Origin of the sequence: Clostridium sp. MSTE9 (assembly GCF_000277625.1) — a bacterium.
Taxonomy (GTDB): Bacteria; Bacillota; Clostridia; order Oscillospirales; family Acutalibacteraceae; genus Faecalispora; species Faecalispora jeddahensis.
In genome coordinates, this window is record NZ_AKFU01000006.1 from 22753 (window position 1) to 34381 (window position 11629).

An 11629-nucleotide genomic window follows, 5' to 3' on the forward strand; every position below is an offset into this window, starting at 1 on the left:
TACGGCAGCTTCATATTTTATTTATATTTTTATGTTAACATTCTGTAAAGGGTTGAAAACGAAAGATCAGGGAGGATTGTATGGGACAGTTGAAACGAATGATAGCCGGATTACTATCGGCGGTGCTGATTGTTTCCGCGTTTACGGGATGCGCTGGTAAAGGGGACATCAGTTCCGGTGCTGCTGAACAGGATTTCCCCGTGACAATCGGGACTGTGACTTTGAAAAGCGAACCGGCCGGGGTTGCCGTGTTTTCGCCGAGTCTTGCCGATGTGATCCTTGCGATGGGGTACGAAATCTCTCTGAAAGCAAAATCGGAGGACTGCGATCAGGAGGATTTATCCGTTCTTCCGAATGTGGATCCATCCAATCCCGCTGCGGTAAAGGCAACCGGCGCCACACTGGCGCTGTTTGAAACGAATCCCGGTGATGAGGTTACCGCCGCTTTGCAGAAGGAAGGCATCCTTTCGCTGATCCTCCCCGCCGCTGCCAGCCGCTCCGATTTGGAACGCCTGTACTCCGAAGTGGGCGCGGCGATCAAGGGCGGTTCCACCGGCTACCAAAAAGGTATCAAAACAGCGAACAATATTTACCTGACGCTTGACGATATTACACGCGTTATTCCGGAGAAAGACTCCCCTGTAACCGTTTGCTACCTGTATGACGCAAAGGGTAAGGCAGCCACCGGGGACATGCTCGCCGGCAAGCTGATTGAAAGCGCCGGTCTGGTCAATGCGTTTGCGGGCAGCAACGGCGGACAGGCCTCCACCGAGGCGCTGACCATCTCGAATCCGCAGTACATTTTCTGCGCTGAGGGTGTGAAAAAACAGCTGCAGGAATCCGCCGAATACAAAAAGCTGGAAGCTGTTCAGAAAAACCAAGTGTATGAAATGAACCCGACCTATATGGAGCGCCAGGGGCGCGGAATGATTCAGGCCGTCAGCTTTATGGCGGGAACCGTATACCCTGAGCTGCTGGAGGGGAACCTCCCCTCTTCCAAGCCGTCTGAATCCTCTTCGTCAGCTCCCGCTTCCTCCGGCAGCAGTTCGTCCTCCTCATCTTCCTCCAGCAGCTCCGCTGCATCGAGCAAGGCGCCGGCTTCGTCCGGCCAGTCGGCTGGCTCTGTTCCCTCCGGTACCTACAAACGGGGTGACAAGAGCGACGCGGTCAAGGCCTTGCAAACCCGCCTGGATCAGCTGGGGTATATGTTTACCGCCATCAATGGCGAATACACCGCCGGCACGGAGCAGGCCGTCAAGGACTTTCAGTACCTGAACGGAATGGAAGTAACCGGCATTGCCGACACGGACACGATCGTCAAACTGAACTCTTCGGACGCGAAGAAGAGAGAAAACTGAGCCAGCAAACAGGGAGACAGCGTTTTCCAATTAAAGCGATACAAAAGCCAAATAATATTTTACAAGCAACCGGAAAGGCTTGCTGCCTGTGATTCACAGACAGCAAGCCTTTTTATTTGCCGCGACAGCTTTCATATACCATCTAAATAATTAAAACTTAATCCGTTTCCGCCGTCCGCCCTGCCTTTATTGTTTTTATCCTAATTCTGCAATCAGAAGTCTCTTTTGCCAGCTAACCCAACATGGCCCGAATCCGAGACGGCGTTCTCGCATCGCGATTACTTCTCAACAAAATCCATTACGTCCCGCCGCATGCTCAGCGGCACTTCCTTGGTCGGATATCCCATACGAAACAGCATCTGCACTGTGCCGCCGCCCGGCGCGTAGGCCTGCTTGAATTCTGTATAGGGGCCGTCCATCTCAGGGTATTCCTCCAGAACCTGACTGAGCGGCTGCACAACAAGGCCCAACGTATGCCCTGTCAGCACCAGCCTGCTGTAGAGCATTCCGCTTTCTACCTGAGAAGCTCTGCTGTTGTCCTGCGTGACGATCATTGCGTAAGCCGGCGTGCTGTAAACCGACGCGCTGGCATAGCTGATAAAATTGCGGGAGGCAGCTTCACCGGAATTCAAAGACGGAAAAACGGTGAGCATTCCCTGCAAAACATGCATCCTGAGTCCGGACGCGCCCTGGCCTTCTACAGAGAAGCCGTAACGGTATCGATTTTTCTGGTATTCGCTGGCGCGGAAAATCGCACTGGACTCCTCCATGACACGGGAGACGCCCGCTTCTATTTCCGCGCTCTTCAGGGCATACTGGCCGATCTTCGAAAGCTCGGCCTGCTCCTGATACACCTGAATAGAGATTCCAGCGGCATCCGAAAGTGATTCTAGGGCAGTGACCTGCGAAACGGAAAGCCGTTCGGTCCGGTATGGCTCCCGATTAGTATCGGGCAGGTATATGGCGCCATAGAGCGGAATCTCCTGCGGCTGCGCTTTTACCAGCGTGATCTTTGCCACCGGCAGGGTATCCATGCTGTGGGTAAGATCACCCTCGTCGTACTCCCCATCCGGGAAAAGCTCAATTCTGGTATCCCATCCTTCTCTTTTACCGGCTACGGCGACATATTCCAAAAAAGTGCCCTGCGAAATCATCATCTGGCGCGCATAAGGATCCACTTCCTTTGTCATGCGCTTGCTGTCAGCATAAAGATGGAATGTCATGGGATCGGAAGGATCGAGCCGAATGATCCACGGCTGCATGTTGTGTCCGCTGGCGACAAGAATTCCACCAGCCGCAAGGCGTATTCTTGCATCGTCATATTGTGCGGCGTACTCCTTCGACCACGGTTCCAGATAATGCTGTTTCATAAAACCTCCGCTGATTACAAAAAGAGTAGTTAATAAAAGAAGACACGCCCCGGCGATGCCGATAAGCCCTCTAACCACGTACTTACAAATTTTTTTTCCTTTCATTTTCGGTTTCTCCCTTGTCTGCAATCAAATGCATCATCATATCGAAAGCCTCAGTTACGAACTCCTCAGGATCGATGCTGTGGTAGTTTCTTAAATACTCTTTCTTCTTCTCTCTGGTATTGAAAACGCCAACGGTACACGCCCACAAGATCAATGCGGCCTTTTCGCTGTCAAGTCCTTTGCGCAGGCTTCCCTCCTGTATCCCTTTTTGCAGTGCCCGCGAAAGATAGTCAAAAATCTGCTCGCCCAACTGGTAGCATTCCTCGATCAGTGTGTCCTTTAGACCAGCGCATTGGTCGGAATCCCTGGTCTCATATTCCATGATCGCCTTAAAATACGCAGCATGTTCCTGGCTGAACCGGAAGAAAGAGAAGAAGATACAGCGCAGCTCTTCGACCGCATTTTGAGGCTTTTTCTCTTCAAAACCAGCTTCCAGCATATCGATCAGCAGCCGGTACCCCCGAATCATGATTTCGTAATAAATCTGCTCTTTGCTGCTGAAATACATATAAACGGTTCGCTTGCTGAATTCCGCTTCCTTTGCAACTTCATCCATCGAGGCATTCTCATATCCTTTGGAAAAGAAAACCCGTTCGGCGGCGTCGATGATATCGCCGCGCCTGAGCTCTTTTTCCTTTTGGCTGCGTTCTTTTCGTCCCATGTCATTTCTCCGTTTCATCACAGTGCATTTAAGTAAACTAATAGTTTACTTAAACTATAAATCCTCCTCGATGATTTGTCAATAGCTTGCATCTATTATCTGCGATTGCTGCGCAAGACTCCGACTTCGTCGGGCCAGTCGGCGGGCTCTGTTCCCCCCGGCACCTACAAACGGAGTGACAAGAGCGATGCGGTCAAGACTCTAAAAGTTCGTCTGGATCAGCTGGAGGGATCTGTTTCCCGCAATCAGCGGCGAATACAACGCAGGCATGGAGCAGGCCATAAGGACTTCCAGTATCTGAGCACAATGGACGTAACCAGCATTGCTAACCCGGACGTGATCACCAAGCTGGACTTTTCGGACGCGAAAAAAAGAGAAAATAGATTTGGGGCGGATTTTCCATTTCCCTTATTTTCTAATAAAACGATACAAAAAGCCGGCGCTTTGTTGGAGATGGCTTTATTATATATAAAACATTTTTCATATTGACTTAAATAAAATTAAAGAATATACTAAATATAGTTAAAGAAAGGTAGGTGCTTTATGGCAATAGACATTGTTCCTGAATGGATGGTCGGTCTTGATCAAGAAGATGTGTCTTTTATGAAGAACTTTTTGTTAGCGTCGGGCTCACTGAAAGAAATCGCCAATCAATACGGCGTCACTTATCCAACCGTAAGACTTCGGCTGGATAAATTAATCCAGAAGATTCAAATAAACGAAGATATTTCAAATGAACCATACATTTCACTGATCAAGCGACTGGCTGTCAATGATAAGATCGATTTTGACACAGCTAAGGTTCTGATTTCGGAATATAAAAAACTAAAAGGAGGCGAATAACGTGGCCAATGCAACAGTCGCATTATTTTTGGTATTGGTTTTATTGGTGGGGGGCGTTTTTCTTCAGATATTCTTATCGAAAAAGAACAGCAAATGGTTTGGACTGATCCTCCCGGCAATTACGTTTCTGTATTCTTTACTGATGGTTTTAGGGTTGGCTGTATATGATGGAATGGACGGCAGGGAAATATTCATTCTCATTGCATCCACATTCCTGCTCAGCAATATTCCGACGATCGTTTTGCTTGGCATTTATTTTGGCTGCCGCGAAAAAATGAAGCTTCGTGCGGAGCTTGAAAAAATGAGTATACAGGACTTAAAGTAGCTTTCTGTAAAAGGCAGGATGAGAAATCCGGGTATTTACAGAACCCCATGGGTTTACTTTTTAAGAAATTATACCGTATTGCAGCAGCTCACCATGAAACCGCGAATCAAACCAACAGCAAAGGGACACACCGATTGACTCGATGTGTTCCTTTTGACTGTATGTTTTTCGTTTCAGCCTTCAGAAAATGCTATAGCCGCTCCTTTACGGTGATTTTTCGATTTGCGGATATCTATGATCTGTGATATTCTGGGCTAAGGAAAGTTCCACGATCAGAAAAACAGAATCGCGGTAAGATCAATCCTCTTGGCCCTGTGATCTTCACCGAGTTCATCAGCAAACAGGAATGGAACAGCGCCCGCAGAATGAGGAGCTCTTTTTACTTGCCGTCATTTCTGCAATTTGATCCTAACGGTTCATGGAATGATCCTTTCAAAATGCGTTGCGTCGTGATAGAAGCTTTCCGGTTTCATCCGGAAAGAAAAAACAACCTGCAGTATATCAAATTCAGATTCAAAAGTATCCATTTACCTTACGATTTCTTTATAGAATCATCCGTAAGAAGTATGTATCATCCTTTTAACTCAACCGCTGATTTTATTTCATTTAAAACAAAAACCAGCTTCTGTTTTTTCATGCCCGCAAAAAAGGGCGTTTTCCAATCGGAAACGCCCTCCTTTTATTTTTGCAGCAATACCGGCTGCATTTGTTTGCCCTGTACCGCACTGAGCACTGCGGCAGGCAGCAGGCTGAAATCCGACACAACGGAATTCGGCTTATTCTCCGGGTCGTCCTGCGCCATGGGAACAAAATAAATGTGCTTCGTGTTCATCAGGCGGCCTACATTCTGGGCTGCCGCACTCAGCGCATCGTTTGTGGAAATGGCCAGAAGCACCGGTCCTCCTACCCTCAAATGAGATTTTGCCGCCATTGTTACGGCGGTGTCCGTTACTCCGTGGGCCATCTTGGCCAGGGTATTCCCCGTGCAGGGAGCAATCAAAATCAAATCGACCAGGCGCTTCGGCCCGATCGGCTCTACCTGAACGATCGTATGCCAGATTTCGTGATCGCAAAGTTCCTCAATTTTTTGATTCCAATCCTGCGCACGGCCAAACCTCGTATCTGTCGAAAAGGCAGTTTCCGACATGATCGGAATCAGCCGGTGTCCTTCGTCTATCAAACGGCGCATTTGCTCCACCGATTTTTCAAAGGTACAGAACGAGCCTGTCAATGCATAGCCTATGGTCAATCCGCTCAAGGCTCTCACTCCTCCATCATGTTGTAAATAGTCCCCTTAATGACCTCTCCCGCCGCTTTTGGGGCAGCCTTCCCCGGAAGAGAAAGCGCTGGAATCACGTGAATGCCCAGCTTTTCTGCCGCTTCTGTATCCACACCGCCCGGAGCAGACGCCAAATCGATCAAAATCGTATCCGTGGGTATGGCGGACAGAACCCGCCTGGTAAACACCCGGGCCGGGATGGTATTAAAGATAATATCGTATTGTTCTTTCTGACAGATACTGCCGGTGTGCACCGGCTCGTAGCCGTAAACCTCGATCCAGGCAAAATCTTCGGGACGGCGCGCGCTGACGGACACTCTGGCCCCCAGCCCCCGCAGCATATGTGCCAACGCTTTGCCGATACGCCCAAACCCCGCCACCAGACAGCGGGATTTCCCGATTGCGCCGGGGTATTCTTTCATGGCGATTTCAATACTTCCCTCTGCTGTCAGTGCTGCGTTGCGCACAGCCAGCTCTTCTCTGGCAAAGTAATCACGGGTGTCTATCTCCTGCCACAGCTCGCTGGTTTGATACAGCCGATCCATCATGCCTCCAAACACTCTCCTGTTCCGCATCAGTTGGGCAAACTCCTCGTCAAGCGGGATCAGCTCGCTGCCCAACGGCGTATTCAAATGCTGCCCGTCCCGCGTTACCGGCAAGGGCAGCACAATCGTGTCGCAAACCAGTGCCAGATCTCTCAGTTCTGCCGGCCGAACTCCCTTGAGCTCTGCCGCTTTATCAAAACCGTAGGCATATACCGTATATCCGTCAGCTGCCATGGATTCTGCCAGCGCTATCTGCCTTTGATCGCCGCCGATCACTCCAAAGCTGTTCCATTCCAAGCTTCATAACCTCCTATTTCGTCTGCTAAAATATAGTATGGATTTTTGCTTGTGGTTGTGATTGCGCAAAAGAATATCCGGCTGGTTTTTTCCGCCGGAAAATGAAAAAAGTTGTTTATTTTATGTGACGAAAGCAATATAATAGATAGGTAAGCCTTCTGGACGCTAAAAGCAATGAAGTTTCAATTTTTCGCGCCGTTTGTACGGCGATTTCAGGATAAAAGGAGTCCTTATTTTATGAAGCAGGATATTTTAGATCAGGTCAAACGCATCCATTTTGTCGGTATCGGCGGGTCGGGCATGTGCCCTCTGGCAGAGATTCTTCACCATGAAGGATTTAAGCTGACCGGGTCCGATGTGAACGAATCCGATACGCTTGATAGAATCCGCTCTTACGGAATCCCCGTTTCGATGGGACACAAGGCCGAAAACATCGGCGACGCACAGCTCTTGGTATACACCGCAGCGGTCAAGCACGACAATCCCGAACTGATGGCCGCCGAAGAGCGCGGCATCCCCGTGGTAGAACGCTCCGTGATGCTGGGAATCGTCACCTGCCGGTACGAGAACTCCATCGCCGTTTCGGGCACGCACGGCAAAACGACCACCACCGCGATGATCACCCAGGTGTGTATTGACGGCGGCGTGGACCCGTCTGCAATCATTGGCGGGAAGCTGCCTGCCATCGGCGGGAACGGACGTGTCGGCAAAAGCCAGACGATCATCTGCGAAGCCTGCGAATATGTGGACACCTTTCTTCAGCTGACCCCGGCGATCTCTGTGATCCTGAACATCGACGCCGATCATCTGGATTACTTCGGCACGCTGGAAAACATTATCAAATCCTTTCATCAGTTCTCTTCGCAGACCAGCCGTCTGCTGGTGATCAACGGCGACGACCCGAACTGCCGCAAGGCGGTGGAGGGAATCCAGAACGCGCGGATCATCACGTTTGGCATGAACCCCGACAACGACTATGCCGCGGGCGGAATTTCTGATCTGCCGAAGGCCTGCGAGAGCTTCTCGGTTTACAAGCACGGCGAAAAGCTTTCCGACGTTACGCTGTCTGTTCCGGGCAAGCACAATATTATGAACGCGCTGGCCGCAGCCGCGGTGTCGGATTACCTTGGGATCGACCCGAAAACAGCGGCGGAAAGCCTCGGCCGCTTTACCGGCGTCCACCGCCGTTTTGAGATACTGGGCAAATTCGACGGCGTAACAGTCGCGGATGATTTTGCCCACCACCCCACTGAGCTGACCGCCACGCTGACGGCAGCCTCCCGCATGGGGTTCCACGCGGTATGGGCACTGTTCCAGCCGCACACCTATTCGCGCACCTATCTTCTGCTTGACGACTTTGCAAAGGCGCTGTCTATCCCGGAGCACGTGGTGCTCTCTCCCATTCTGGCGGTGCGCGAAACCAACACCTACCATATTTACTCCAAGGACCTTGCGGAAAAGGTTCCCGGCAGCGTCTGTCTTTCTTCTTTTGAAGAGATGGCGGACTACGCCATGTCGCACGCACAGCCAGGGGACTTGATCCTGACGCTGGGCGGCGGCGATATTTACAAGTGTGCAAATTTGATTGTGGAAAAGTGCCAGAAGAAAGATTCTCTATTGAAAGCGTAATAGCTTTTAGAGAGTTTTCTACAGACGCAATTTTATTGATGCCTGCCCTTCAAGCTGGGGCAGGCTTTTTTATATTTGATCAAACTTTTTTGCGGGGAATCGATTGTTTTTCTGCCGGTTTCCTCACAATGTGAGTGCAAACATGATCTGCCTGCTGGAGCAGGGTTTGCCCCTCGTGCCGGGGCAGGCCCTGCACCAGCAGAAACCCTATACAGGGGAAACTATTAAAAATAATAAGTTTTAGAAGGTTTCATAAAAGTTTCCCTCCGCGACGGAAAAAACACTTTCCCTTGCCGAGTTGATTCGCGACGTGTGTGCAGGCTCAGCCTGTAAAAACAGCGGATGGGCCGCTTTCCCAATTGGGAAGCATGGCCCATCCGCTGTTCCATATGCTCGAATATTACTTTGCACTCATTTTGTCAATGGCTTCCCATAAGCCGTTCAGGTATGTGATGCCGAGCGCCCTGTCATACAAGCCATAACCGGCGCGGCCCTTCTCATCCCAGATCATTCTGCCGTGGTCGGGACGTACGTAACCCTCAAAGCCGACATCGTAATAGGCTTTCATGATCTCGAACAGATCGAGAGAACCGTCGGAGCTCAGGTGTGAGCTTTCATCGAACTTGCCGCGCTCGTGAATCTTGATATTGCGCACATGCGCGAAATGAATCCGATTGCCAAAGCGGCGGATTACCGCGGGGACGTCGTTATCCGGGTTTGAGCCGAACGAACCGGAGCAGAGGGTCAGGCCATTGTATTTGCTGTCGACAAGACCCAGAATCTTCTCCAGATTTTCCGCATTGGTTGCAATGCGGGGCAGTCCGAAAATATCCCACGGCGGGTCATCCGGATGAATCGCCATTTTGATATCGCATTCCTCACACACAGGAATGATCTGCTCCAGAAAATATTTCAGGTTTGCAAACAGATCTTCGTGAGAAACATTCTTATACTGCTCAAACAGCTGCTTCAGGCTGGCCATGCGCTCCGGCTCCCAGCCAGGCATTTCGAACTCGCCGGAATCCTTCTGGATTTCATCGGCCATCTTCTGCGGGTCGGTGATCTTGTCGATGATGGACTGATCGTATGACAGCACGTTGGAGCCATCGGGCAGCACCTTGGCCAGATCGGAACGGGTCCAGTCGAACACTGGCATAAAATTGTAACAGACGACCTTTACGCCGATCTCTTTCAGGTTGCGCAAAGTCTGCTTGTAATTCTCAATATAGCGATCACGAGTGGGCAGGCCCAGCTTGATGTCCTCATGGACATTAACGCTCTCAATCACTTCCAGCTCGAGGCCGGCATCGTTGACCTCTTTCTGGAGCGCCTTGATCTTTTCGAGCGGCCAGAGCTCCCCGGCGGGGACGTCCATCAGGGTGCCGACCACACCGGTTACACCGGGAATCTGGCGGATGTATTTCAGGGGAATCGGGTCAAAGCCGCTGCCGTACCAGCGAAATGTCATTTTCATGCCTTATTCTCTCCTTCTTTTTTCAGAATTGATTCACTTTCCAATTAACTGATGCAAGTACAACCATGTCTTTCCCCACCTGCGGCGGGGAAAGACATCAATCGCCCTTTTTAAAGAATATAACGTTTCAGAGTCTCACGTACCGCGTGAGGCCCTGCAATCAGCTCCTGGAACATGCCTTCTACCTTTTCGCCAAGGCCCGCCTGGTACAGGTTGACACCGAACACCGCTTCGTTCTCCAGCACCGGGCGCAGCTGGCCGTGATACGATGCGGGATTGCCCAGCTCGATTCCATGTAAATACTGCTGCAGCTGCTCGCGCATGGGGTCGGCGCTGACCTCCATCGGCTGTCCGTTGTCGTCAAGGGCCAGCAGGTAGCGCAGCCAGCCGGCGAGCGCCAGCGGAATGTAAACCAGATCGCCGGGATTGAGTCCCTCGCGGCTCTGATACGCGCGGATGGTTTCACCGAACCGGATCGCGACCTTCTGGGAGGTATCCGTGGCGATTCGCTGAGGCATATCGGGAATAAAGCGGTTCGGCAGGCGCTGATCGATCACCTCGTGGATAAAATCCATGGGATGAATGATGCCGGGGTCTACCACGACCGGCATTCCCTCGTCGTAGCCGATTCGCTCGACCAGTTTCTTGAGCTGCGGATCAGCCATTTCCGCCGCGATGGAATCATAGCCCAGCAGGCAGCCGTACACCGCCAGAGCGGTATGCAGGGGATTCAGACAGGTGGTCACCTTCATGCGCTCGGTATTTTCCACGGTAGTGCGGTCTGTGAAATAGACTCCCGCTTTCTCCAAAGCGGGGCGCCCATTCGGGAACTGATCCTCCACCACCAGATATTGCGGCACCTCCGCGTTGACAAACGGAGCGATAAAGGTCTTTTTCTCCGTAATGACGGGGGCCATCTCCTCCACCCCATCCTGCTCCAGAGCCTGCTGCACTACCGGGGAGGGACGGGGGGTGATCTTATCGATCATCGACCATGGGAATCCCACCTTTTCCGGATTTTCCATATACGCGGCAAACTCTGCCGGAACCAGACCTTTCTGCTGCCAGAACCGAACGATCTCCAATACGGAGGAGGAAAGCTTTTCGCCGTTGTGTGAGCAGTTATCCATGCTGACAAAAGCAACCGGCAGCTCGCCCGCCTGGTAGCGCTCATAGGCCAGAGCAGCCACGATGGCCATCGCATGATGCGGGGCCTTGGGGCCTGCCTGCAAATCCTCGCGCACGATCGGAAGAAGCTCCCCCTTCATGTCGCGCAGGCTGTAGCCTTTTTCCGTGATGGTAAAGCTCACCATCTGCAGCGACGGGCTGCGGAAAATCCGCTTGAGCTCGTTCCAGTCCTGCTCCTTGTGCGGCGCGGCGGAAAGACCGCAGGCAATGCTGCCCACCACGGTCTTGTCGAGGCAGCCGTCGGGGTTCATCAGCACCAAAAGCGCCAGATTATCATACGGCTGATAAATCTTCTCGATGATCTCGTCATCAAAGGTTTCCGCCGCGATGATCCCGGTGCTGGCGGAGCCATTTTCCAGCAGGCGCTGCTGAAGCTCGGCAATAAAGCCGCGAAAAATATTGCCCGCACCGAAATGCACCCACTGCGGCGTGGCTTCAGTCTGCGCGCGCATCGCGTTGATGTCAAACCGGGGCAGGCGGATACCGGCCTGCTCCCACTGTTCCTGCTGACGAATTCCCTCTTTGTTTAGCTTCATTCTAATCTCTCCTTTTGGC

At 51.5% G+C, this 11629-nt stretch carries 10 protein-coding genes; 4 read left to right on the top strand and 6 right to left on the bottom strand.

Annotated features, from left to right (window positions below; genetic code table 11):
* The first annotated feature begins 80 nt into the window (after nucleotides 1-80).
* On the top strand, nucleotides 81-1358 hold the full coding sequence (locus tag HMPREF1141_RS01310; protein WP_009060214.1) for a peptidoglycan-binding protein: 1278 nt from the start codon (nucleotides 81-83) through the stop codon (nucleotides 1356-1358).
* Between the two features lie 278 nt (nucleotides 1359-1636).
* Here HMPREF1141_RS01310 and HMPREF1141_RS01315 read toward each other — a convergent pair whose 3' ends face one another.
* Nucleotides 1637-2728 carry a hypothetical protein gene (locus HMPREF1141_RS01315; RefSeq protein WP_009060217.1) on the bottom strand — a complete coding sequence of 364 codons (1092 nt, stop codon included), beginning with the start codon at nucleotides 2726-2728 and terminating at the stop codon, nucleotides 1637-1639.
* A gap of 82 nt (nucleotides 2729-2810) precedes the next feature.
* Entirely contained in the window at nucleotides 2811-3494 is a 684-nt protein-coding gene (locus HMPREF1141_RS01320) for a TetR/AcrR family transcriptional regulator (protein ID WP_009060130.1), read from the bottom strand.
* 543 nt (nucleotides 3495-4037) lie between these two features.
* Here HMPREF1141_RS01320 and HMPREF1141_RS01330 point away from each other — a divergent pair.
* On the top strand, nucleotides 4038-4337 hold the full coding sequence (locus tag HMPREF1141_RS01330; protein ID WP_009060155.1) for a DUF2089 family protein: 300 nt from the start codon (nucleotides 4038-4040) through the stop codon (nucleotides 4335-4337).
* Nucleotide 4338: 1 nt separating this feature from the next.
* Entirely contained in the window at nucleotides 4339-4662 is a 324-nt protein-coding gene (locus tag HMPREF1141_RS01335) for a hypothetical protein (protein WP_009060132.1), read from the top strand.
* A gap of 679 nt (nucleotides 4663-5341) precedes the next feature.
* Here HMPREF1141_RS01335 and HMPREF1141_RS01340 read toward each other — a convergent pair.
* Both HMPREF1141_RS01340 and HMPREF1141_RS01345 read right to left on the bottom strand, forming a co-directional pair.
* Nucleotides 5342-5920, bottom strand: coding sequence for a dipicolinate synthase subunit B (locus HMPREF1141_RS01340; protein ID WP_009060153.1), 579 nt, complete (start codon nucleotides 5918-5920; stop codon nucleotides 5342-5344).
* Nucleotides 5921-5925: 5 nt separating this feature from the next.
* Nucleotides 5926-6783: a dipicolinate synthase subunit DpsA gene (locus HMPREF1141_RS01345; RefSeq protein ID WP_009060159.1), complete on the bottom strand. Its 858-nt coding sequence runs from the start codon at nucleotides 6781-6783 to the stop codon at nucleotides 5926-5928.
* Between the two features lie 237 nt (nucleotides 6784-7020).
* Between HMPREF1141_RS01345 and murC the strand changes: the two genes are divergently transcribed.
* Nucleotides 7021-8412 (top strand): UDP-N-acetylmuramate--L-alanine ligase, encoded by a 1392-nt coding sequence (murC, locus tag HMPREF1141_RS01350; RefSeq protein ID WP_009060198.1) that lies wholly within the window; start codon nucleotides 7021-7023, stop codon nucleotides 8410-8412.
* 400 nt (nucleotides 8413-8812) lie between these two features.
* On the opposite strand, the gene uxuA is transcribed toward murC, so the two are convergent.
* Both uxuA and HMPREF1141_RS01360 read right to left on the bottom strand, forming a co-directional pair.
* Nucleotides 8813-9886 (bottom strand): mannonate dehydratase, encoded by a 1074-nt coding sequence (uxuA, locus tag HMPREF1141_RS01355; protein WP_009060177.1) that lies wholly within the window; start codon nucleotides 9884-9886, stop codon nucleotides 8813-8815.
* A gap of 110 nt (nucleotides 9887-9996) precedes the next feature.
* A complete protein-coding gene (locus HMPREF1141_RS01360; RefSeq protein WP_009060200.1) occupies nucleotides 9997-11610 on the bottom strand; it encodes a mannitol dehydrogenase family protein in 1614 nt (537 codons plus the stop codon).
* Between the last annotated feature and the right edge of the window lie 19 nt (nucleotides 11611-11629).